A 21,590-nucleotide genomic window follows, 5' to 3' on the forward strand; every position below is an offset into this window, starting at 1 on the left:
CCGGTTCAGGGCAGCGGCTGGACCGACGGGGCGTTGTGCGGCCGGAACAGCCGCCCGCGTTCCACAATCAGGACGATCGCCAGCGAAACGATCGTGCAGAGCAGGAAGCCCAGGGTGAGCGGGAGGGTGGAGCCCGCGAAGGATTGCCCGATCAACAATCCCACGGCGGTTCCCACGCCGTTGGAGAGGAAACCCTGTATCGACGAGGCTGTGCCGGCGATCCTGTCCATCGGCTCCATCGCCATGGCGCCGAAATTGGATCCGGTGAGGCCGAACAGGAACATGGTCAGCCCGTGCAGCGAGATGAAGACCCACAGTGTTTCGTGCCCCGACAGCAGGACGACAAGGCGAACCAGGCTCAGCACGATCATTCCCAGCAATGCTCCGTGCGAAACCGCCCTCATCCCCAGCCGTTCGACGATATGCGAATTGAGCAGGGCGGCGACCGCCATCGCTCCCGCCACCAGCGCGAAGCCGAGCGCGAAGAATTGCGGTGCGCCGAAGCTGTGGTCGAATATCTGCCGGCTGCTGGTGAGGAAGCCCATCATAGAGCCGTAGAGCAGGCCGCCGGCAAGCGTGTAGCCGAGCGAATAGCGGTCGGTCAGTGTCGAGGTCGCCGCACTGCCGATGTTGCGGGGGTGGATCGACTGCCGGCGGTCGGGAGGCAATGTCTCCGGAAGGCGCAGCCAGGCCCACAGTCCCACGAGCAGGCTGAAGGCGCCGAGCGCGTAGAATATCCAGTGCCATGGCGCGACCAGCAGCACCAGCTGGCCCAGGCTCGGCGCCGCCACCGGCACGATCAGGAAGGCCATGAAGGCCAGCGACATCACCCGCGCCATGCGTCGCCCCGAATAGCAGTCCCGGATGATCGAGATGCTGAGCACCCGGCTGGACGCCGCGGAGAAGCCCTGGCAGGCGCGCGCGGCCAGCAGCAGATCGAAGCTGGCGGCATGGGCCGCGATGAACGACATGATCGCGTAGATCGCCATGGCGGCGAGCAGCACCGGCCGTCGGCCGTACCGGTCCGCCAGCGGGCCGTAGAAGAGCTGGCCGATCCCGAAGCAGCCCACATAGGCGACGATGACGAGCTGCTGATGATTTTCGACCGACACGCCCAGATCGTTCCCGATCCGGCCAAGCGCGGGCAGCATGACGTCTATGCCGAGCGCGTTCACCGCCATCAGCGAGGCCATCAGCGCCACGAATTCGTGGAACGGCAGGCCATGCCCTCCGCGATCGGAAACTCTGGTGTCGGGCGCGTTCATCGCAGGTCCTGAAAAGGTCTCGGGCGGGGGCCGGCCCCGGAATCTTGCAACATGGCCGAACGCCCGCGGCTGTCGCCCCGGGCGGTGGATGGCGGATAGGCCGCGAGCGGCGGGCTGGCAACCAAAAGAGAAGGGCTCCGGAGCTTGCGCCCCGGAGCCCTTCTTCGAACCTCTGGCCCTGGGATCAGGACGAGAAGTACATGTCGAACTCGACGGGGCTCGGGGTCATCTCCCAGCGGGCGACTTCCGGCCACTTGAGCTCGATGTACGACTCGATCTGGTCGTCGGTGAACACGCCGCCCTTGGTCAGGAAGGCGTGATCGGCCTGGAGCGAGTTCAGCGCTTCGCGCAGCGAACCGCAGACGGTCGGAACCTCGGCCAGCTCTTCCGGGGGAAGGTCATAGAGGTTCTTGTCCATCGCCTCTCCCGGATGGATCTTGTTCTCGATCCCGTCGAGGCCGGCCATCAGCAGCGCCGCATAGCAGAGATACGGATTGGCCATCGCGTCGGGGAAGCGGAACTCGACGCGCTTCGCCTTCGCGCCCGTGCCGTACGGAATGCGGCACGAGGCCGAGCGGTTGCGTGCCGAATAGGCGAGCAGCACCGGCGCCTCATAGCCCGGCACCAGACGCTTGTAGCTGTTGGTGGTCGGGTTGGTGAAGGCGTTCAGCGCCTTGGCATGCTTGATCACGCCGCCGATGAAATACAGGCAGGTGTCCGACAGGCCCGCATAGCCGTTGCCCGCGAACAGCGGCTTGCCGCCGTCCCAGATCGACATGTGGGTGTGCATGCCCGAGCCGTTATCTTCCTTGATCGGCTTCGGCATGAAGGTAACGGTCTTGCCGTAGGCCTGAGCGACCTGCCAGCAGACATACTTATAGATCTGCATGCGGTCGGCGGTGGTGACCAGCGTGCCGAAGGTCAGGCCCAGCTCGTGCTGCGCGGCGGCCACCTCATGGTGGTGCTTGTCGCAGGGGAGGCCCATCTCCAGCATGGTCGAGACCATCTCGGCGCGGATGTCGACCGCGCTGTCGACCGGAGCGACCGGGAAATAGCCGCCCTTGGCGCGCGGACGGTGGCCGAGGTTGCCGCCCTCGAGCGGACGGCCGGTGTTGGTCGGCAGTTCGACGTCGTCGAGCTTGTAATAGCTCGAATTATAGGTGGTATCGAACTGGACGTCGTCGAACATGAAGAACTCGGCCTCGGGGCCGACATAGACGGTGTCGCCGATACCGATCGACTTCACATAGGCCTCGGCGCGCTTCGCGGTCGAGCGCGGATCGCGCGAGTAGAGCTCGCCGGTCGACGGCTCGACGATGTCGCAGACCAGGATCAGCATCGGGGTGGCCGAGAAGGGGTCGACCCAGATGGCGTCGAGATCCGGCTTCAGGATCATGTCGGACTCGTTGATGGCCTTCCAGCCCTCGATCGACGAACCGTCGAACATGAAGCCGTCGGTCAGTTCATCCTCGCCGACGACGCCGGCACACATCGTCAGATGCTGCCACTTGCCCTTCGGGTCGGTGAAACGAAGATCGACCCACTCGATCTCCTTGTCCTTGATAACCTTCAGAACGTCAGCGGGCTTGTTAGCCATGTCCTTGCCTTCCCCGTGAGAAAATACGTGAATGTTCGGGCGTCGTTACGCCCAGCGTTTTGGTGCGCCGCGCGATCAGATCGCGTCCGCGTCCCTCTCTCCTGTCCGGATGCGGACCGCACCCTCGACCGGCAGGATGAAGATCTTGCCGTCGCCGATACGACCCGTCTGCGCTGCGGAAGCGATCGCCTCGACCACCCGGTCGGCAAGGCTGTCCTCGACCACGACCTCAAGCTTCACCTTGGGCAGGAAATCGACGACATATTCCGCGCCGCGGTACAGCTCGGTATGACCCTTCTGACGGCCGAAACCCTTGGCTTCGGTCACCGTGATACCGGAAACGCCCACTTCGTGGAGGGCTTCCTTGACCTCATCCAGCTTGAACGGCTTGATGATCGCTTCGATTTTTTTCACCTGTGCCCTCCCCGGCCAGCGCGTTGCGGGCCTTCAATAAGCGTGCCAAAGCGCGAGTCGCAAGGACGCTGGGGAGCTTCTAGGCGATAATCTGCCGCAATGCCGCAAAAGAGGGCATCTATTGGCGAATTGCCTGAAAAATGGGCAATGCGTGCCCTGCAATTGATCGGGGCGAAATGCGGCGGCCCCGTAATGGCTTCACCCTCTCACATATAGGGGGGCTTGTGGAGCCCCTTCGGACTGGCGGTGAAGATCTCGCTGCCATCCTCGGTGATACCGATCGAATGCTCGAACTGGGCCGATAGCGAACGGTCGCGCGTTACCGCCGTCCAGCCGTCGTCGAGCAGCTTCACGTCGGGCCGGCCGATGTTGATCATCGGTTCGATCGTGAAGAACATGCCCGGCCGCAGTTCCGGACCGGTGCCGGGGCGGCCGACATGGACGACCTCCGGTGCGTCGTGGAACACCCGGCCCAGGCCATGGCCGCAGAAATCGCGCACCACCCCGTAGCGGTGCTTTTCCGCGTGGCGCTGGATGGCGAAGCCGATGTCGCCCAGCCGGTTGCCAGGTTTTGCCTGCTCGATCCCCAGCATCAGACATTCATAGGTGACCTCGACCAGGCGCCGCGCCTTGATGCCGACGTCGCCGACCAGGAACATGCGGCTGCTGTCGCCGTGCCAGCCGTCCAACAGCGGGGTAACGTCGATATTGACGATGTCACCATCCTTCAGCGTGCGATCACCCGGTATGCCGTGGCAGACGACATGGTTGATGCTGATGCAGCTGCTGTGGGTATAGCCGCGATAGTTCATCGTCGCCGGGACCGCGCCGCCGGCGATCGTCATGTCATAGACGATCCGGTCCAGTTCCTGGGTCTCCACGCCGGGCACCACATGTGGCGCCAGCGCGTCTAGGATCTCGGCGGCCAGACGGCCAGCTGCGCGCATCCCGGCAAAACCCTCGGAATCGTGGAGCTTGATCGCGCCGGTGCGCGGGTGGGAGGCGGTGGTGGCGTCGGCTTGGATATAGGTCGTCATGCGCTCCATATAGGAGAAAGCACCGGATTTTGCGAGCCCGCTTCCACCCCGCGCGATCACGCATTATGGACTCGGGCATGACCGCGCCCGAACGAGACGAAAAGATCTGGACCGCCGCACTGCTGATCATCGGCGACGAGATTCTTTCCGGCCGTACCCAGGACAAGAATATCGCGCAGGTGGCGCTCTGGCTGAATCTTCAGGGAATCAGACTGGGCGAGGTGCGGGTGGTTCCAGACAAGCTCGAATTGATCGGCGAGGCCGTGCTCCAGCTCAAGGCGCGCAACGACTATCTGTTCACCACGGGCGGGATCGGCCCGACCCATGACGACATCACCGTTGATGCGATCGCGGCGGCGCTGGGCGTGGACGTCGTCATCCATCCGCGGGCGCGCGCGGTTCTGGAGGAATATTATGTGACGCGCGGCGGGCTGACCGACGCGCGGCTGCGCATGGCGCGCGTGCCCGATGGCGCCGAACTGATCGAGAACCGCATGTCGGGCGCGCCCGGCATCCGCATGGGCAACATCTTCATCCTGGCCGGCGTGCCGCACATCGCGGGAATGATGCTGGAGGCGCTGACCAACCAGCTGGAGGGCGGGCTGCCGATGCTGTCGCGCACCTTGGGCTGCTGGGTGCCGGAGAGCGAGGTGGCCGATCTGCTGCGCGAGACCGAGAAGGCCCATGCCGGGTCGCAGATCGGCAGCTATCCCTTCTTCCGCGAAGGCAAGGTCGGCGCCAATTTCGTAGTGCGATCGACCGATCCCGACACGGTTGACCGTTGCATCGCTGCGATCGGCAGCGGGCTGGTCTCGCTGGGCTATGCGCCCGTCGCTGACGGAATCTGAGCAGACTTGCTTCCGTCATGCTGAACTTGGGCGTGTCATCAATTGATCCATTGCCGTCATTCCCGCGAAAGCGGGAATCCATGGACGGCGGTCCGCAGGAGGCTCCTGTCCCTCCTGACCGTGGATTCCCGCTTTCGCGGGAATGACGTGCCTGATTCAGGGCGCGCTCGCCTTTTAATCCCTTGCAACTGATGACACGCCCAAGTTCGGCATGATGAGGCGTTTCAGGCGGCGGCTCCCACATCCCGGATGCGCCGGGTAAGCGCCAGCGACAGGAACGCCGCGAAGGCGAAGGCCGAAGCGATCACGAAGGCGGCGCCCGGGAAGTGCACCGGCGCATTCGGCCCGGTGAAATAAGACAGCGTCGGGTTCAGCAGCAACGGCCCCGCGATCGCGCCGATCGCATTGAGGCTGCCGATGAAGCCCTGCATCTCGCCCTGCGCATCGGCGGGCGCGCGCTGGGACATCAGCGCGGTCAATGACGGCTGGATCAGCGCCTGGAGCGCTGTGACGACGATCATCGTCAGCCCGAACCAGGCATGGGGCACCAGCGCATAGCCGAGATAGCCCGCCGCCGCGACCGCGGTGCCGATCATCGCGGTGCGGCGTTCGCGCAATTTCCTGACGACCCGGCCCAGCACTGCGCCCTGGACCACCAGCATCGATCCGCCTGCCAGCGCCAGCGAAAGGCCGATCATCTGGTTCGACCATCCATATTGCGCGATGGAGAAGAAAGCCCAGGTCGCCGGATAGACCATTGAGGCGATGTTCCAGAGCAGCAGGATTCCGGCGAGGCCGAGGACGCCCTTCAGCTTGCGGGCGCTCAGCAGCGCGCCGATCGGGTTGGCGCGGGAAAGGCTGAACGGGCGGCGGCGTTCGGGCGGCAGCGTCTCGGGAAAGAAAAGCAGGCCGAACAGGAGATTGATCGCGCACAAGATGGCGGCTGCATAGAAAGGCACGCGGTGTCCGAACTCGCCAAGCAGGCCGCCGACCGCGGGGCCGATGATGAAACCAAGGCCGAAGGCGGCCCCGACGAGGCCGAAGCGCTTGGCGCGGTCCTCCGGCGCGGTGATGTCGGCAAGCGCGGCGGTGGCGGGGCTGAATGAGGCGCCGAACACCCCCGCGATCAGCCGCCCGGCGAACAGCCAGGCGAGGGTGGGGGCGAAGCCCATCAGCACATAGTCGATGCCGAGCCCGGCCAGAGCCAGCAGCAGCACCGGCCGCCGTCCGAAGCGATCGCCGAGATTGCCGGCAAGCGGGCCGCACAGGAACTGCATCAGCGCATAGGCGGTGGCGATCCAGCCGCCCATCCGCGTCGCCTCGGCCAGGTCGAGGCGGCCGACCTCCATCACCAGGCGCGGCAGCACCGGGATGATGATGCCGAAGCCGATCGCGTCGATCAGGATCGTCGCGACGATGAAGATGGTCGCGTTGCCCCGGCCCCGCTCTGAAACCGCCATATAGTCCGACTCTGGCCCCGAATCCGGAGCCCGATCGGCGCCGTGCCCGCTTCATCGTCGCTCAGGCTCCAAAAGACAAGGATGACGGCGGCGCCGGCTTCGTTCATGAAGAAGCCTGCCAAGCGGCCGAAGAGGGGGAGCCTGCATGACCCGGATCATCATCGCCTATGTCTCGACTTTGCTGGTGTTCGCCGCCGTTGATGCGGTGTGGCTGACCAACTCGGCCGACCTGCTCTATCGGCCGATTCTCGGTCCGATCCTGATCCCCGAGTTCCGGTTGGCGCCGGCGATCATCTTCTATCTGCTCTATATCGCGGGGCTGCTCTATTTCGCCGTGATGCCCGGCCTTGCCGACGGCCGATGGAAGACCGCGCTGGTCAAGGGCGGCCTGTTCGGCTTCTTCGCCTATGCGACCTACGACCTGACCAACCAGGCCACCCTGTTGCTCTGGTCCACGAAGATCACGGTCGCCGACATGATCTGGGGCACCTTCGTTTCCGGAGTGAGCTCGGCCGGCGGCTGCCTGATCACCGCCAGGCTCAGCAAGGGCGCCCAGGAGAAGATTGGCGCGTGAAGATAGAAGGCGGCTGCCATTGCGGGCTGGTACGGTTCGAGGCCGAGGTCGGCGACGAGCCGCTGGAGATACTCGACTGCAACTGCTCGATCTGTTCGATGACCGGCTATCTGCACCTGATCGTGCCCGATACGCGCTTCCGCCTGATCGACGGGCAGAAGGACACCACCACCTATCGCTTCGGCAGCGGCAAGGCGCGGCACATCTTCTGCTCGCAATGCGGGATCAAGAGCTTTTACCGGCCGCGCTCGCATCCGGACGGGATCAGCATCTCGCTGCGCTGTGTGGACGACTGGCAGGAGCTGGACGTGAAGATCGTGCCGTTCGAGGGGCGCGACTGGGGCAAGGGCGAGAATGTGCCGGGGGATTGAACCGTCGCCCCGGCGGAGGTGTATAGGCCGGGGAGACGATGCGCTTCAGACCCGTTCGAACGCCACCGTCCGGCGCACCACGTCCACCGCCGTCAGCCGCAGCTGTAGCGCCGCGCCCGGCTCGATGCCGCTCCCCGTCACCCGCGCAACCACCGCCATGTCGCATAGTTGCACCTTGGCGCCCTTGCCGTCGGCCTCGGTCGCGACGGCGTGGAAGGTCTGGCCGATCCGCTCCGACAGCAGCACGGCCTCGGCAAGGTCGACCACAGCGCGCTCGATCCGGCCGGCCAATGTATCGGCGCGCGCCATCACCGCCGGCAGCTTCTCGAATGCCTCGCCGACCGCGAGCGGCACCGGGTGGCCATTGGCGATCTCCAGCGCGGCGCGCACCACATAGCGGTCGGCCAGTCGGCGTAGCGGCGCGGTGGCATGGGCATAGGGGGCCGCTACCGCTGCATGCCAGGGGAGGGTCCCGTCGCGCCATGGCATATAGGCCGCGCCAGGCCCGGCGCGCCGGATCGCAAGCATGAACCGCGCCTCGGCTGGACGGGTGGGATCGAGCCGTCGTTCGAGCTGCTCGAGCGTCATCTCTGGCGGCCAGCCTATGCCGAGCGCGCCGGCGGTCAGGCGGAGCTTCGCCACGGCGCGTTCATCGGGCTCGGCCATCACCCGGAACAGGCCGGTGCGATGCGCGTGCAGCGCCGCCGCCACCGCGAGGTTGGTGGCCAACGACAGCGCGGCATTGTCCGCCTCGGACTTCAGGCGCGGGCGGAAGGCTAGATCGAAGCCATCCCCGGGCAGCAGTACGACCTCCTGCTCCGGCGGATCGACGCGGACCGCGCCGCGCGCCGCCTCGGCCGCCTGGGCGCGCCGGGCAAGCTCGACGAAATCGGGCGGCAGCTGATCGGGCGTCACATTGTCATAGGCCAGCTTGGCGCGGCTGCGGATGATCGCGCGCTCAGCGCCGTCCAAGGTCGCGAGGCCAGCCGGATCGATCCGGACGGTGAAGACCACCGCCGGGCGTGGCCCATCGGGCAGCAGGCTGGCCGCGCCCTCGCTCAGTTGTGGCGGATAAAGGCCGGCCTTGCCATCGGGCAGGTAGAGCGTCTCGCCGCGCCGCCATGCCTCCCTGTCGAGCGGGTCGCCGTCCGCGACGAACCAGCCGACATCGGCGATCGCATAATGGAGCAGCAGATCGGCGCCGGCGGGTTCGATCGCGAACGCCTGGTCGAGATCGGTCGAACTTGCCGGATCGAGCGTGACGAACGGACGGTCGGTGCGGTCCGCATGCTGGTCGGGCACCCGCCGCGCCGCCGTTTCGGCAGCCGCGATCACCTCTGGCGGGAAGCCGGGTGGAACCTGGAATTCTTCCCGGATCGCGCCGAGGCCGCGCGCCAGCGCCTTGCCGGGATCGGCGATCACCTTCATCGCCGCGGGCTTACACCGCCGGACAGAGCAGGATCAATCCTCAGGCGGCCTGCCGTGCGTCGAGCCGGCGGCCGAGGCCGTAATCGCCCATGATGGTCGTGCGTTGCATGACGCGGACCTCATCGGGTGCGGCGCCGGTGACGCAATGCGCCATCCGCCAATTGTCCCACAGCAGCATTTCGGAGGGCTGCCAGCGGTGGAAATAGCTGGGGCAGGCGGTGAGATGATCGACCAGCCGCCGCAGCAGCGCATGGCCGGCCTCGTCGTCGCGGCCGAGGATGTGGAGCGCGCCGAAGGGCGAGAGGTTGAGCACCTTGCGGCCGGTATCGGGCTGGATGAACACCAGCGGGTGGACGACCGGCGGGAAATCGCTGTCGAGGCGGGGGCCGACCGACTTCTCGAAATCGCTGGTGATGATCGTCCGCACGGTGGACTTCGTGCCGTAGCGCGAGCCCCCGGGATTGATGCAGAGCTGGTAGACGACCTCGAGCCCCTCGATCTCCGCCTTCAGATCGTCGGGGAGCAGTTCATAGGCCTGGACCTGGTCGATGAAACCGGTCTCGCCGCCCCAGCTCGATATCCTCTGCGCGGTCAGCAACCCGCCATGGTTGATCCGGTCGACGAAGATCAGGTCCGAATGCCAGGGCAAAAAGGCGACCGATTCGACGCCGTCGACCGCGAACAGCCCTTCCTTCTGCTTGTCGGAGACGAGGGTAATGAGTTCGTCATGCTCGGCCGAGCGCAGCTCGCGGATCGGGTGGATCTCCAGTTCCCCGAACACGCGGCTCAGCTCGATCTGGAACGCGGGTGTCACCTCGCTGCCCCGGAAGACTACCAGCCCGTCGCGGATCCAGTAGTCGCGCAGCTCGGCGCGCACCGCTTCGACATCAATGTCCTCGCGGCGCAGACCGATCACCTGCTTGCCGAAACCCAGGCCCTCGTGAAGCGCTTCGACCGAATATGCCATGTTCATTGCCTCTCCGTGGGTGACGCTCCCGCGCGTTCGGCAGACATTATCCGATGACGAGCCAGCGCATTAAGAGGCGCCACGGCCATATCGCCTATGCGATTTTGGGCCGCCACGCCGGCGCGGGACGGCACATCAGATGCGTTTCGTCTGACGGTAATCGATGCGGCCGTTCGACTGCACTTCGCCCCAGGCGAACCACACAGCCGGAGTGCGCCGTTCGCCTACCCTTTGCCAGCGCCCCTCATTCTGGGGCGTGATGCTCTGGATCTTGCCATACAGCAGGTCGGGCATTCGTCCCTTGGGGTCGGGCAGGAATTCCCATTTCTCCCCGTCGACGTCGAGTTGAATGGTCTCCGGCCAGATGTCGCCTGGAATGAGTTTCACGGACCCACTCACCTTGGTTGACAAGTTGGTTTCTCCCCGCTGGTTGGTGAAGAGCGCGAAGCCCACCCGCTCGGTTCCCAGAACGAAATGGCCCGAATCGTAACTTCCATCGGTGTAGCGGGTCGCCCAGGTGTACCAGCAGCGATGGTGCTGGTCGGCACGGAACAGCGGATCCTGCCCGCTGTACATCAGCATTCCCTGGGGCAGGTAGCTCTGGTCCAGCGCCAGGATACCGCGCACCTGCCGCCCCATCAGCGTGCCGGCCATTTCGTATATCTGCGAGACATAGAATTCGCTGCCGTCGCGATCGGCCACATGCCATTGGAGACCGGGCCCCAGCAGCCTGCCACGCACGTCCAGCACGTCGGTTTCCAGCCACGAGGCTTCGCTTCCATCGGCATTCATCGTGATGCGGAACGGCTTGCCCGGGGAGCTGGGCGCGCTGCTCCACACCGCCATGTCGCCTTCGAGCCGGCCCTTCGCTCCGTTGCTGGGAGCCGCCGCCGCGCCAATGGCCGGCAGCACGCGCAACATGCTTTGTCCTTCACTCGATTGTACGAAAAGCGTGTCGAGTCCGCCAAAGCCTTGGCCCGCGATGCCGCGTACGACCTCGTAGAGATTTCCTTCGGCATCCCGCAGATTTCCGTAGAAGAAGGTCCGTTCCCGGGGCAGGCCGAAATAGGTGCGGTCGTCGACCATGGCAGCGGCGCTGGACTGGTGAGCGCCGACGATGGCCTGGCCGCCGAAGCTGCCCCGCTCCGGCCAGGGCAGGGGCGAAGGGGGGGAGGCGCGGGGTTGCGGAGCAGCCGCGGCGTACCCCTGCGAGAGGAGCCCGGCGCCCATTGCTCCGATACCGGCCATCGAGATCAACCGGCGGCGGCTCATTCTCCCGAGCATGGACATATCTTCCATCTTCTCCTCTCCTCTCGCGTGGCCCGATGTTGGTACGATATCGTACCCATTGCGGTACAGTATCGTACCAAGCTATGCAAGCCCATGGCTGATGGGCATGAACCACCGATGACGGAGCGACTGGCCTATGCCGAACCGGTCCATGATGACCCTCGCGCGCGCATCATCGCGGCAGCTTCACAAAGCTTTCGCGCGATAGGTTTCCGGCGCAGTTCCATGGACGCCATCGCTACAGCCGCGCGGATGTCGAAACGCACGCTCTATGCATGCTTCAAGGACAAGCATGCCGTGCTGGCGGCGGTACTCGATGCCTTCATCGCCGAACGTTTTCACGCGATCGGCCAGTTGAGCGTCCGATCGCAAACTGGTCATGCGGCGCTCAGGACCATCGCGGAAGCCCTGCTGCGCGCGTCCGGCGACGATGCCAGCATTGCGATGTATCGCGTGCTGATCGCCGAGGCCGAACATCTGCCCCGATTGATCAGCGACGCCAATCAGTCAGGCGTCGAGCAGGTTATCGACCTGGTTCGCGAGCCGCTCAGGGAGCTTGGCGTCGCCGATCCCGCGACGGTCGCGCATATGCTATATGACCTGTTCGTACTGGCCCCGCTGCATCGCAGGTTGATGAACATGCCGCCCGGTTCGCCCGAAGTCGGACCGGTGATCGACCTGATCGCGCGGGGCGTTTCTACTGCCTGAAATTCAGGCCGGCTGACGATCGAAGGCGATCAGCCCGCCGGCTTCAGCCGGTAATGGCTCACTGCCCAGGGCACGCCGTCCTTGTGCCCGAACAGCCCGGCCGTCGCGAGAAAGAACAGGCGCCAGCGGCGTTCCCACAGCTTGCTGTCCTTGCCGTAGGTCTCCTGGAAGATCTTCGCGATCGCCGGCTGGTTGGCGTCGAAGCGGGCCAGCCAGTCGAAGGCGGTGCGGGCATAATGCTTGCCGTTCCAGCGCCATTCTTCTTCGACCGTGAACAGGTTCGGGAAGTGGCGGAGCAGGCCGTGGCTGGGCATGATCCCGCCGGTGAAGAAATGCTGCGCGATCCAGTCGGCCTTGTCGGCATGGTCGAAGCGGTAGCTCGCACGGTCATGGGTGAAGATGTGGATGAACAGATAGCCGTCGGGCTTCAGCCACGACTTCACCTTGGTCAGCAGCGCCTCCCAGTTCGACATATGCTCGAACATCTCGACCGAGACGACGCGATCGAAGCGCGCGTTCGCCTGGAAGTCGTTCATGTCACAGGTGATGACGGTCAGGTTGGTCAGCCCCTGCGCCGCCGCCAGCTTCTCGATATGCTGGCGCTGGCCGTGCGAGTTGGACACGGCGGTGATCCTCGATCCCGGATAACGCGCCGCCATGTAGAGGCTCAGTGAGCCCCAGCCGCAGCCCAGTTCCAATATCTCCTGCCCGTCGGCCAGCTTCGCATGGTCGACGGTCTGGGCGAGGGCGGCTTCCTCGGCCTCGGCGATCGTCGTGTTCGGGCCTTCATAATAGCAGCAGCTATATTTGCGGCGCGGTCCCAGGCAGAGATCGAAGAAGGAGGCCGGCACCTCATAATGCTGGGCATTGGCCTCGTCCGTATGCACGGCGATCGGGAAATCCTTCATCGTCCGCGCGAAGGCTTCGGTGTTCTCGGGCTCGCGGGCCAGCTTGCGGCCGGTGCGCCCGACAAGAAACTCGACCCCCGCCAGGGTCACGGCGTCGGGAAGCGGCAGCCGTTCGACGGCTGCGGTGGCGGCGGCGATGAGGTCCATCAATTTTTCCTGGGTGGGCGTGGGAAGAAGGCGCTGGTGCGCGCCATATAGGCCTTGAAGGCGTCGCCCCGGCTCTTGAGCATATGTGCTTCGAGCGGCGGGATGCCGGAAACGTGGACGAGCAGCCAGTACATCAGGACGGGCCCGATCAGCGTGAGCCAGCCCTGCCACCAGCTGCCGAACTGGATGAGGGTGGCGCCGGTTTCGGTGGTTCCGACGAACAGGCTGACCGCTATCACCGGATAGGCGAGCCAGCCCAGCCATTCGAAGAAATAGTTCGGGTGGCGCGACCAGGCCCACAGACCCTTGTCGCAGACCTTGCCGTGATTGCTCTTGTCGGCGGCGAAGCGACGCAGCTGCGCATCGGCGATACCTTCGCCGATGACCGAGACGATCAGCAGGCCGAGGCCCAGCCAGTCGGTGATCGCGAAGGCTTGGCCCGGCGCATGCGCGGCGGCATAGACGGTGACGACGAGGCCGACGCCGCACAGGGCCTGGATCTGGAGGAACAGGAACAGCCGCGCCTGGAACCGGCTGCCCCATTCCTTGCGCAGATCGGCGTAGCGCGGGTCTTCATAGGTGGCGGTGGCCGTCCGGGCGAGGATGTGGAAACCGAGCCGCATCGACCAGAACAGCACCATGCCGCCGACCAGCCAGCGGCGCTCCGCCGGGCCTTCGCCAATGGTGAAGAAAGTGACGATCAGCCCGCCGATCCCGATCGCGAACGACCAGAAACAGTCGGCCCAGCCGGATTGCCTGGTCGGGATCTGAACCGCCCAGGCGGCCATCATCATCAGCGACATGACGATCGACGCGACGATGATGCTGCAGATGGCGCTCATATACCCCCAAGACGATGTCCGGCCCCTGCCGTCTCCTAACCCTATACGGCAGCTCCAGCCAAGGCGTTGCGCAGAAAAATCGCCCTTCCGCCGTCGCCTTTGCCCGCATTCGGGCCGGAGCCGCAGCGATCAGGCCCTTGCTCTTTTGATAACGTGGGTTAGCAGGGGCGGGCAGGGCAAGGCGCGCAACCCGCTGGCCCCGGCTATCGTATCTTCAGCCGCGGCAGAACAGGGCGACGCTATGACAGGGAACAGGGGCATGACGAACATCCGCAAGGGGCAGCGGATCGCCGTGATCGGCAGCGGCATCACCGGCCTCTCGGCGGCCTGGCTGCTTTCGAAGCAGAACGACGTCGTGCTCTACGAGGCCGAGGCCCGGCCCGGCGGCCACACCCGCACCGTCGATGTGGAGATGGCCGATGGACGCCGGCTCGGCGTCGACACCGGCTTCATCGTGTACAACGATCGCACCTATCCGAACCTGATCGCGATGTTCGAGCATCTGGACGTAGCCTGCCGGGTGACGGACATGAGCTTCGCGGTGTCGCTGGACGACGGAAAGCTGGAATATGCCGCCGGGGACCGCATCTGGCAGCTGTTCGCGCAGCCTTCCAACCTGTTCTCGCGGCGCTTCTGGTCGATGTTGCGCAACCTCGTCCGCTTCTACCGTGAGGCGGCGGCGGGCATGGGCGGTTTCGGTGACATGACGCTGGGCCAGATGCTGGAGCAGGGGCGCTATGGCGATGCCTTTCGCGACGATCATCTGCTGCCGATGGCGGCGGCGATCTGGTCGGCGCCGGCGCAGCTGCTGCTCGATTATCCGGCCGAGGCGTTCATCCGCTTCTGCGACAATCACGGCCTGCTCAACCTGGGCACCCGCCCGAAATGGCGCACGGTGATTGGCGGCAGCCGAACCTATGTCGACAAGTTGCTGGCGGATTTCGCGGGCGAGCTGCGGCTGGGCACGCCGGTCGCCTCGATCGAGCGCAAGGCGGGCCAGGTGACGATCACCGACAAGGCCGGCAACCCCGACCGCTTCGACGAGGTGGTGATCGCGGCGCATGGCAACCAGGCGCTTGCGATGCTGGCCGACCCGGGGCCGATCGAGCGCGAGCTGCTCGGCGCCTTCCGCTACAGCAGCAATAGCGTGGTGCTGCACGACGATCCCGCGCTGATGCCAAAGCGCCGTTCGCTGTGGGGCGCATGGAATTATTTCGGCCGCCGCCATGCCAATGACGCGACCGGCGACCTGTGCGTCAGCTACTGGATGAACCGGCTGCAGGGCTTGGAGACGAAGCGCCCGCTGATCGTCACCCTCAATCCGAACCGGGCGATCGGCACGGGGCACGAGATCGATCGGACGACCTTCGAACATCCTATCTTCGACCATGCCGCGCTCGAAGCGCAACGCCGCATCTGGGCGATCCAGGGCCAGCGCAACACCTTCTATTGCGGCGCGCATCTGGGCGCGGGTTTCCATGAGGACGGGCTGCAATCGGGTCTTGCCGTGGCCGAACTCCTCGGCGCCAAGCGGCCGTGGACGGTGGCCGAGCCCAGCGGCCGGCTGGCGATGGACCTGGCCCCCGCGAGCCTGGCCGAGGCGCGGGAAGCGGCCGCGTGAAATCGGCGATCTACGCTGGCCAGGTCTTCCATCGCCGCTTCCGGCCGCGCGCGCACACCCTGCGCTACTCGATGTTCCAGTGCCTGTTCGACCTCGACGAGATCGATAGGATCGGCGAGCGTTGCCGGCTGTTCTCGCGCAACGGCTGGAACCTCTTCTCCTTCCATGATCGCGACTATGGCGACCGGTCCGGCGAACCGCTCAGGCCCCAGATCGAGGCGCTGATGCGCCGGACGGGGCAGGAACCCGATGGCGGGCCGATCCGTTTGCTGACGATGCCCCGTATGCTCGGCCATGTGTTCAACCCGCTTTCGGTCTGGTTCTGCCATCGCCGCGACGGGAGCCTCGCGACGATCATCTATGAGGTGACCAACACCTTCAAGGAACGGCACAGCTATGTGATCCCGGTCGCCGACGGCGATCGCGCCGCACCGCTGGTCCACCAGGCCTGCGACAAGGCCTTCTATGTCTCGCCCTTCATGGACATCGACATGCGCTACGACTTCACCGTGGAGCCGCCGATGGAGAAGACCCGAGTCGTCGTCGCCGGTGCGGACGGAGCGGGGCCGCTGATCATCGCCGCGTTCCACGGCGCGCGCCGGGAGGTGAGCGATGGCGCGCTGGCCGCCGCTTTCCTCCGCCATCCGCTGCTGACGTTGAAGGTGGTCGCGGGCATCCATGTCGAGGCGCTCTGGCTGTTCCTCAAACGGATCGGTATCCGCCGCCACAGGCCCGCGGGCGGCGACGGCAAGGATGGTTACTCGATCGTCGCGGTGCAGCAGGCGGTGGCGGCATGAGCGTCGCCTTCCGCCGGGAAAGCGACGACGAGCATCTCGAACCCAAATTCGAGCTGCCGATTCCGCCGGGTCCCAACCTCGTTACCGAGCGCGGCGCCAGGCTGATCGAGGCCAAGGTCGCCGAGTGGGAGGCGAAGATCGCCGCGGCCGAAGCCGAGGGGGCAGCGGAGGAGGTGATCAAGTCGCTGAAGCGCGACCTGCGTTACTGGAGGACCCGCCACGCAACGATGGAAATCCAGCCGCCCGCCGGCGGTGACGAGGCGGCGTTCGGCACCCGGGTCAGCTACCGCCTCAACGGAAAGGAGAATGAAGTCTCGATCGTCGGCGACGACGAAGCCGATCCCGGGGCAGGGCTGATCAGCTTTTCATCACCCCTGGCCCGCGCACTGATCGGGGCGGGCGAGGGTGACTTCGCGGATTTCGGCGGGAAGAGCGACGCGATCGAGCTGTTGGCGGTCGCGGCTATCTGACGACGGATGGGTCGGACGGCATTTCCCGCTCAGCGCTTGCGGACGAACTCCGCCCGCAGGACCAGGCCCTTTATTCCGTCATATTTGCAATCGATCTCCTGCGCGTCGCCCGTCAGGCGGATCGACTTGATCAGCGTACCCCGCTTGAGCGTCTGGCCCGCGCCCTTGACGTCGAGGTCCTTGATCAGGGTCACCTGATCGCCATCGGCGAGGAGGTTGCCGACGGCGTCACGCACCTCGACCTGTGAGGAAGCCTTGGTTCGGTCGGCCAGTTCGGCCGCCGGGACCCACTCGCCGCTTTCCTCATCATAGACATAGTCGTCGGACATGATCCGGCCTTGCTCCATTCTGTGTCCGGCCATCCACATGCGTGCGGCCGGCAGGCCGTCCATGGCAGATTTCACTGGCAAATCCAGCGGGCCGGAATAATGGCGGTCGATCGCGGGCCGAGCCTGCCGAAGCCGCGCCCTGTTCCAGGCGCGGCTTCGCTGTCACCTCACCCGCGCAGATCGAACCGATCGGCGTCCATCACCTTGGTCCATGCCGCTACGAAGTCCTTCACGAACTCTTCGTCGGCGTCGTCGGCGGCATAGACTTCGGACAGCGCCCGGAGCTGCGAGTTGGACCCGAAGACGAGATCGGTGCGGGTCGCTGTCCAGCGCTCCTCGCCTGTCGCCCGGTCAGTGCCGACATAGACCTCGTCACCGCGATCACTGACCTCCTTCCACGCCGTGCCCATGTCGAGCAGGTTGCGGAAGAAGGCGTTGTCCAGCCGGCCCGGCGTCCTGGTCAGCACGCCGTGCGGCCGATCGCCATGGTTGGCGCCGATGACGCGCAGGCCGCCGACCAGCACGGTCATCTCGGGCGCGCTGAGGCCCAGAAGCTGGGCACGATCGACCAGCAGCTCCTCGGTCGGGACGTTGAAGCGGACCGAGAGATAGTTGCGGAAGCCATCGGCCTTGGGTTCGAGCGGCTCGAAGCTGTGGGCGTCGGTCCATTCCTCGGTCGCGTCGCCGCGCCCGGTGGTGACGGGAACGCTGATCGCGTGGCCCGCCGCCCCGGCAGCCTGCTCGACGCCCAGCGCACCTCCGATCACGATCAGATCGGCGATGCTGACCTTGCCAGGGCCGCCGAAGCCGGCCTGGATATCCTCATAGGCCTTCAGCACCCTGGTGAGTTCGGCAGGCTCGTTGACGTCCCAGTCCCGCTGGGGGGCGAGGCGGATGCGCGCGCCGTTGGCGCCGCCGCGATTGTCCGATCCCCGGAAGGTGGAGGCCGAAGCCCAGGCGGTCTTGACCAGCTGGGCGACGCTCAGGCCGCTGTCCGCGATCCGGCTTTTCAGCGCGGCGACGTCGGCGTCGCCGAGCTTCGGGCCGGCGGGTATCGGATCCTGCCAGATCAGGTCCTCCGCGGGCACCTCGGGGCCGATATAATTGGCCTTGGGCCCCATGTCGCGATGGGTGAGCTTGAACCAGGCGCGCGCGAAGCTGTCGGCGAAATAGGCCGGGTCGGCCCGGAACCTTTCCATGATCTCGCGATATTTCGGGTCGACCTTCAGCGCCATGTCGGCGGTGGTCATCATCGTCGGCACACGCTTGCCGGGCGTGTGCGCGGCGGGGGCCTGTGTGTCCTCCGGATTGCCCTTCGGCTGCCACTGGTGCGCGCCCGCCGGGCTCTTCACCAGCTCATATTCATGATCGAGCAGCATGTCGAAATAGGACATGTCCCAGCTGGTCGGCGTTGGGGTCCAGGAACCCTCGATGCCGCTGGTGATGGTGTGATCGCCCATCCCGCTCTCATGGGTGGATATCCAGCCGAATCCCTGGGTGGCAATGTCGGCGCCCTCGGGCTCGACGCCGACCAGGCTGGCGTCGCCCGCGCCGTGCGCCTTGCCAAAGGTATGGCCGCCGGCGGTGAGCGCGGCGGTCTCCTCGTCGTTCATTGCCATGCGGGCGAAGGTCTCACGCATGTCCCGGGCCGAAGCCTGCGGCATCGGGCAGCCGCCCGGGCCTTCGGGATTGACGTAGATCAGGCCCATCTGGATCGCGGCAAGCGGATTTTCCAGCGCGCGGCCCGACTCCTCCTCGATCCGGGTGGTGCCGAGCCATTCCTCCTCGGTGCCCCAATAGATGTCCTTCCCGGGCTCGAACACATCCTCGCGGCCGCCGCCAAAGCCGAAGGTCGGGCCGCCCATCGACTCGATCGCGACATTCCCGGCCAGGATCATCAGGTCCGCCCAGCTGAGCTTGCGGCCATATTTCTGCTTGATCGGCCAGAGCAGGCGGCGGGCCTTGTCGAGATTGCCATTGTCGGGCCAGCTGTTGAGCGGGGCGAAGCGCTGGGAGCCGCTGCGCGCGCCGCCGCGCCCGTCGCCGGTGCGGTAGGTGCCGGCACTGTGCCAGGCCATGCGGATGAAGAAGGGGCCATAATGGCCGTAATCGGCGGGCCACCAGGGCTGGCTGTCGGTCATCAGCGCCCTCAGATCGGCCTTCAGCGCGGCATAGTCGATCGATGCGAATTCCTTCGCATAGTCGAAATCGTCGCCCATCGGATTCCCGCTGACGCCCCCCTGGTGGAGGATGTCCAGCGACAGCTGATTGGGCCACCAGTCGCGGTTGGTGCGGCCCAGCAGGGTGCGCAGCGCGGCGGGCTCCTTGCCCGGATCGCTCAGCGGGCTTCCACTTGTCTTCGCATCCATGGTTCGGCTCCTCTCATCGGTCATCCTCCCCCCGGAGCGCGAAGAATAGAAGCAGATTGTTATGTTTTGAAAACGATCTCTCCTCGTCAGCATGATGGAGAAAATCGATCAGATGACAGCCGCAGGCCGTGAAACGGAAAAGGCCGCGCTCCTCATCGGAACGCGGCCTCCCGCTTTTGCCCCCTGTAGCAAAACTCGATCAGAGCGATTTCGAGGCGGATGGCACATCCGCCGGCTCGGAAATCGCGGCAACGAAAGGGTTACGCCGCGACCTGGCCTTCTTCCGGATCGCGCAGCACATAGCCGCGGCCCCAGACGGTCTCGATATAATTGTCGCCGCCGCAGGCGAGGCTGAGCTTCTTGCGCAGCTTGCAGATGAAGACGTCGATGATCTTCAACTCGGGCTCGTCCATGCCGCCATAGAGGTGGTTGAGGAACATTTCCTTGGTCAGCGTGGTGCCCTTGCGCAGCGAGAGCAGCTCGAGCATCGCATATTCCTTGCCGGTCAGGTGCACGCGGGCACCATCGACCTCGACCGTCTTGGCGTCGAGGTTCACCGCCAGCTTGCCGGTGCGGATGACCGACTGGCTGTGGCCCTTCGAACGGCGCACGATCGCGTGGATGCGGGCGACCAGTTCCTCGCGGTGGAAGGGCTTGGTTACATAATCGTCGGCGCCGAAGCCGAGCGCGCGGACCTTGCTGTCCATCTCGCCGATGCCGGAGAGGATCATCACCGGGGTCTGCACCTTGGCGTTGCGCAGCTTCTTCAGCACGTCATAGCCGTGCATGTCGGGCAGGTTCAGGTCCAGCGCGATGATGTCATAATCATAGAGCTTGCCGAGATCGAGGCCTTCCTCGCCCAGATCGGTGGTATAGACGTTGAAGCCTTCCGCACCCAGCATCAGTTCGATCGACTTGGCGGTGGTGGGATCATCCTCGATCAGCAATACGCGCATGGGATTTCTCTTCCTGCCTGTTGTTCGGGGGAAAAGGCCTGCTCGGCTTCAACACCCGTGAACCTGTGTTAACCATGACGTTAATGAAGGTAAAAGGTTAACGCGCTCTTAAAACCATCCGGAATTTTTACTTAGGTAAAAAATCGGTATGCGCCCGTATCTTATCTGGCGACCTTCGCAGGAGCAGGGCCCGCGGGGGAGGGCGAGCGCCGTTTTCTGGGCGGCCAGACGCGCTGGATCGCGATTCCATCGGCCGCCAGTATGCGCTGCACGGAGACCGGCCCGGCCAGGTGGCCAGCGCCCACCGCCACAAAAACCGTGCCCGGGGTCGCGAGGCGAGTCTTAAGCCAATGTGCCCAATTGGCGTTGCGTTTCTTAAGAAGCACCTCGCGCAGATGCGGGGTCAGGTCTTCATCTTCCGCGAAGGCGCGGGCGATTTCCGTCTGGTCGCCGCTGGACCAGGCGCGCAGCAGCTTCGCATAATCCTTGCGCGCGCTGCCTTCGCCATCGGCGAAGCTCGCCAGCATCTCGCGCTGGTCAGCTTCGGGAAGGTTGGCGAACAGGCTGAGTTGTTCCGATGCCGTCTCCAGCGCCTCGATCTTCTTCGGGACGGCATCCTTCGCCTCCGGCGCGGGGGTGAAGCGGGGGACGATGCTGCCCTCTACGCCCGCGTCGCGGGCGACGCCAAGGTCCTTCATCATCGCGCCCATCAGCATGAAGCTGGCCTGCCAGGTCGGCATGCGGCTCAGCACCGCGGGATCGAGCTTTGCCCGGGCGAGCATCGCGGCAAAGGCCGGGCGGCTCTTCTCGGGCACCCGCTCGACGATCGGCGGCAGGCTGGGATCGGGCGGCGGGAAGAGGCGGGCGATCGCCTGTGGGTCCTTGTCGATCAGCGTCTCGATGACGAGCGTGTCCGCCGCGGCCATGGCCTTCCTTATGCGCGCGTCCTGCCAGCGATAGCCGGGGGGCAGTGCGTGGATCGTGCCGAACAGGTAGATGGTGGTGTCCGCATCGCCGAACTTCCACAGTGCGGGCGCGGCCGTGACGGGCGCGGCGAGGGTGAAGGCGAGGAGGGTGGCGAGGGCGCGGCGCAGGAAACGCATGGGCAAAGCCTATTGAATAAAAGGCCGTCATGCCAGCCCTTCGGCTGCCTGCAAGGCAGGCGCTCAGGATGAACTTCAGCCTGAAAGGC

At 65.4% G+C, this 21,590-nt stretch carries 21 protein-coding genes; 7 read left to right on the plus strand and 14 right to left on the minus strand.

Annotation, left to right across the window (positions count from 1 at the left end; genetic code table 11):
* Positions 1–5: 5 nt before the first annotated feature.
* The 4 genes from CMV14_RS10805 to map form a co-directional block, all read right to left on the minus strand.
* The gene (locus CMV14_RS10805; RefSeq protein ID WP_066958912.1) at positions 6–1,265 is read right to left on the minus strand and encodes a multidrug effflux MFS transporter; all 1,260 of its coding nucleotides are present in this window, start codon (positions 1,263–1,265) and stop codon (positions 6–8) included.
* A 184-nt stretch (positions 1,266–1,449) separates the two neighbouring features.
* Positions 1,450–2,862: a type I glutamate--ammonia ligase gene (gene glnA, locus CMV14_RS10810; RefSeq protein WP_066958913.1), complete on the minus strand. Its 1,413-nt coding sequence runs from the start codon at positions 2,860–2,862 to the stop codon at positions 1,450–1,452.
* A gap of 75 nt (positions 2,863–2,937) precedes the next feature.
* Entirely contained in the window at positions 2,938–3,276 is a 339-nt protein-coding gene (locus CMV14_RS10815) for a P-II family nitrogen regulator (protein ID WP_056378100.1), read from the minus strand.
* Between the two features lie 206 nt (positions 3,277–3,482).
* Positions 3,483–4,322: a type I methionyl aminopeptidase gene (gene map, locus CMV14_RS10820; protein ID WP_083215635.1), complete on the minus strand. Its 840-nt coding sequence runs from the start codon at positions 4,320–4,322 to the stop codon at positions 3,483–3,485.
* 68 nt (positions 4,323–4,390) lie between these two features.
* On the opposite strand from map, the gene CMV14_RS10825 reads away from it, so the two are divergent.
* The gene (locus CMV14_RS10825; RefSeq protein WP_066959286.1) at positions 4,391–5,161 is read left to right on the plus strand and encodes a competence/damage-inducible protein A; all 771 of its coding nucleotides are present in this window, start codon (positions 4,391–4,393) and stop codon (positions 5,159–5,161) included.
* Positions 5,162–5,385: 224 nt separating this feature from the next.
* Here CMV14_RS10825 and CMV14_RS10830 read toward each other — a convergent pair whose 3' ends face one another.
* Entirely contained in the window at positions 5,386–6,621 is a 1,236-nt protein-coding gene (locus tag CMV14_RS10830) for a TCR/Tet family MFS transporter (RefSeq protein WP_066958914.1), read from the minus strand.
* Between the two features lie 145 nt (positions 6,622–6,766).
* Between CMV14_RS10830 and CMV14_RS10835 the strand changes: the two genes are divergently transcribed.
* A complete protein-coding gene (locus CMV14_RS10835) occupies positions 6,767–7,195 on the plus strand; it encodes a DUF2177 family protein (RefSeq protein WP_066958915.1) in 429 nt (142 codons plus the stop codon).
* Complete coding sequence (locus CMV14_RS10840) at positions 7,192–7,566, plus strand: GFA family protein (RefSeq protein ID WP_066958916.1); 375 nt, start codon at positions 7,192–7,194, stop codon at positions 7,564–7,566. The genes CMV14_RS10835 and CMV14_RS10840 overlap by 4 nt, the downstream gene beginning before the upstream one ends.
* Positions 7,567–7,611: 45 nt before the next feature.
* Here the strand turns inward: CMV14_RS10840 and CMV14_RS10845 are convergent, their stop codons facing one another.
* The 3 genes from CMV14_RS10845 to CMV14_RS26720 form a co-directional block, all read right to left on the minus strand.
* Entirely contained in the window at positions 7,612–8,994 is a 1,383-nt protein-coding gene (locus tag CMV14_RS10845; RefSeq protein ID WP_066958917.1) for an RNB domain-containing ribonuclease, read from the minus strand.
* Between the two features lie 40 nt (positions 8,995–9,034).
* A complete protein-coding gene (locus CMV14_RS10850; protein WP_238147262.1) occupies positions 9,035–9,967 on the minus strand; it encodes a TauD/TfdA dioxygenase family protein in 933 nt (310 codons plus the stop codon).
* A 129-nt stretch (positions 9,968–10,096) separates the two neighbouring features.
* Positions 10,097–11,233 (minus strand): hypothetical protein, encoded by a 1,137-nt coding sequence (locus CMV14_RS26720; protein ID WP_192876315.1) that lies wholly within the window; start codon positions 11,231–11,233, stop codon positions 10,097–10,099.
* Positions 11,234–11,368: 135 nt separating this feature from the next.
* On the opposite strand from CMV14_RS26720, the gene CMV14_RS26725 reads away from it, so the two are divergent.
* Positions 11,369–11,959 (plus strand): TetR/AcrR family transcriptional regulator, encoded by a 591-nt coding sequence (locus tag CMV14_RS26725; RefSeq protein WP_176488929.1) that lies wholly within the window; start codon positions 11,369–11,371, stop codon positions 11,957–11,959.
* 29 nt (positions 11,960–11,988) lie between these two features.
* On the opposite strand, the gene CMV14_RS10865 is transcribed toward CMV14_RS26725, so the two are convergent.
* Together CMV14_RS10865 and CMV14_RS10870 are read right to left on the minus strand one after the other, a co-directional pair.
* Positions 11,989–13,014 carry an SAM-dependent methyltransferase gene (locus CMV14_RS10865; protein ID WP_066958919.1) on the minus strand — a complete coding sequence of 342 codons (1,026 nt, stop codon included), beginning with the start codon at positions 13,012–13,014 and terminating at the stop codon, positions 11,989–11,991.
* Positions 13,014–13,856 (minus strand): DUF1295 domain-containing protein, encoded by an 843-nt coding sequence (locus tag CMV14_RS10870; protein ID WP_066958920.1) that lies wholly within the window; start codon positions 13,854–13,856, stop codon positions 13,014–13,016. Before CMV14_RS10870 ends, CMV14_RS10865 begins: the two co-directional genes overlap by 1 nt.
* Positions 13,857–14,115: 259 nt before the next feature.
* Between CMV14_RS10870 and CMV14_RS10875 the strand changes: the two genes are divergently transcribed.
* Genes CMV14_RS10875 through CMV14_RS10885 form a run of 3 tightly spaced genes read left to right on the plus strand, consistent with a single transcriptional unit; the run spans position 14,116 to position 16,744 of the window.
* A complete protein-coding gene (locus CMV14_RS10875; RefSeq protein ID WP_238147263.1) occupies positions 14,116–15,477 on the plus strand; it encodes an NAD(P)/FAD-dependent oxidoreductase in 1,362 nt (453 codons plus the stop codon).
* Positions 15,474–16,274, plus strand: coding sequence for a DUF1365 domain-containing protein (locus CMV14_RS10880; protein WP_066958922.1), 801 nt, complete (start codon positions 15,474–15,476; stop codon positions 16,272–16,274). The genes CMV14_RS10875 and CMV14_RS10880 overlap by 4 nt, the downstream gene beginning before the upstream one ends.
* Positions 16,271–16,744: a GreA/GreB family elongation factor gene (locus tag CMV14_RS10885; protein ID WP_066958923.1), complete on the plus strand. Its 474-nt coding sequence runs from the start codon at positions 16,271–16,273 to the stop codon at positions 16,742–16,744. Before CMV14_RS10880 ends, CMV14_RS10885 begins: the two co-directional genes overlap by 4 nt.
* Before the next feature lie 29 nt (positions 16,745–16,773).
* Here the strand turns inward: CMV14_RS10885 and CMV14_RS10890 are convergent, their stop codons facing one another.
* The 4 genes from CMV14_RS10890 to CMV14_RS10905 all read right to left on the minus strand — a co-directional run bounded on the left by CMV14_RS10890 (position 16,774) and on the right by CMV14_RS10905 (position 21,501).
* Positions 16,774–17,073 (minus strand): alkylphosphonate utilization protein, encoded by a 300-nt coding sequence (locus CMV14_RS10890; RefSeq protein ID WP_066959289.1) that lies wholly within the window; start codon positions 17,071–17,073, stop codon positions 16,774–16,776.
* Positions 17,074–17,240: 167 nt separating this feature from the next.
* Positions 17,241–19,442: a catalase/peroxidase HPI gene (katG, locus tag CMV14_RS10895; protein WP_066958924.1), complete on the minus strand. Its 2,202-nt coding sequence runs from the start codon at positions 19,440–19,442 to the stop codon at positions 17,241–17,243.
* 260 nt (positions 19,443–19,702) lie between these two features.
* Positions 19,703–20,398: a response regulator transcription factor CtrA gene (ctrA, locus tag CMV14_RS10900; RefSeq protein WP_066958925.1), complete on the minus strand. Its 696-nt coding sequence runs from the start codon at positions 20,396–20,398 to the stop codon at positions 19,703–19,705.
* 161 nt (positions 20,399–20,559) lie between these two features.
* Positions 20,560–21,501, minus strand: a complete 942-nt coding sequence (locus CMV14_RS10905; protein WP_066958926.1) for a TraB/GumN family protein — start codon at positions 21,499–21,501, stop codon at positions 20,560–20,562.
* Between the last annotated feature and the right edge of the window lie 89 nt (positions 21,502–21,590).

It is taken from the genome of Rhizorhabdus dicambivorans, from assembly GCF_002355275.1.
GTDB classification, from domain to species: Bacteria; Pseudomonadota; Alphaproteobacteria; order Sphingomonadales; family Sphingomonadaceae; genus Rhizorhabdus; species Rhizorhabdus dicambivorans.

What these genes read in the sequence shown, in the direction of transcription:
- ctrA (WP_066958925.1), bottom strand. Translation starts at nt 20,398, where the DNA reads ATGCGCGTATTGCTGATCGAGGATGATCCCACCACCGCCAAGTCGATC.
- CMV14_RS10875 (WP_238147263.1), top strand. Translation starts at nt 14,116, where the DNA reads ATGACGAACATCCGCAAGGGGCAGCGGATCGCCGTGATCGGCAGCGGC.
- CMV14_RS10870 (WP_066958920.1), bottom strand. Translation starts at nt 13,856, where the DNA reads ATGAGCGCCATCTGCAGCATCATCGTCGCGTCGATCGTCATGTCGCTG.
- CMV14_RS26725 (WP_176488929.1), top strand. Translation starts at nt 11,369, where the DNA reads ATGACGGAGCGACTGGCCTATGCCGAACCGGTCCATGATGACCCTCGC.
- CMV14_RS26720 (WP_192876315.1), bottom strand. Translation starts at nt 11,233, where the DNA reads ATGAGCCGCCGCCGGTTGATCTCGATGGCCGGTATCGGAGCAATGGGC.
- CMV14_RS10850 (WP_238147262.1), bottom strand. Translation starts at nt 9,967, where the DNA reads ATGAACATGGCATATTCGGTCGAAGCGCTTCACGAGGGCCTGGGTTTC.
- map (WP_083215635.1), bottom strand. Translation starts at nt 4,322, where the DNA reads ATGGAGCGCATGACGACCTATATCCAAGCCGACGCCACCACCGCCTCC.
- CMV14_RS10805 (WP_066958912.1), bottom strand. Translation starts at nt 1,265, where the DNA reads ATGAACGCGCCCGACACCAGAGTTTCCGATCGCGGAGGGCATGGCCTG.
- CMV14_RS10905 (WP_066958926.1), bottom strand. Translation starts at nt 21,501, where the DNA reads ATGCGTTTCCTGCGCCGCGCCCTCGCCACCCTCCTCGCCTTCACCCTC.
- CMV14_RS10835 (WP_066958915.1), top strand. Translation starts at nt 6,767, where the DNA reads ATGACCCGGATCATCATCGCCTATGTCTCGACTTTGCTGGTGTTCGCC.
- CMV14_RS10825 (WP_066959286.1), top strand. Translation starts at nt 4,391, where the DNA reads ATGACCGCGCCCGAACGAGACGAAAAGATCTGGACCGCCGCACTGCTG.
- CMV14_RS10865 (WP_066958919.1), bottom strand. Translation starts at nt 13,014, where the DNA reads ATGGACCTCATCGCCGCCGCCACCGCAGCCGTCGAACGGCTGCCGCTT.
- CMV14_RS10845 (WP_066958917.1), bottom strand. Translation starts at nt 8,994, where the DNA reads ATGAAGGTGATCGCCGATCCCGGCAAGGCGCTGGCGCGCGGCCTCGGC.
- CMV14_RS10890 (WP_066959289.1), bottom strand. Translation starts at nt 17,073, where the DNA reads ATGTCCGACGACTATGTCTATGATGAGGAAAGCGGCGAGTGGGTCCCG.
- CMV14_RS10885 (WP_066958923.1), top strand. Translation starts at nt 16,271, where the DNA reads ATGAGCGTCGCCTTCCGCCGGGAAAGCGACGACGAGCATCTCGAACCC.
- katG (WP_066958924.1), bottom strand. Translation starts at nt 19,442, where the DNA reads ATGGATGCGAAGACAAGTGGAAGCCCGCTGAGCGATCCGGGCAAGGAG.
- glnA (WP_066958913.1), bottom strand. Translation starts at nt 2,862, where the DNA reads ATGGCTAACAAGCCCGCTGACGTTCTGAAGGTTATCAAGGACAAGGAG.
- CMV14_RS10830 (WP_066958914.1), bottom strand. Translation starts at nt 6,621, where the DNA reads ATGGCGGTTTCAGAGCGGGGCCGGGGCAACGCGACCATCTTCATCGTC.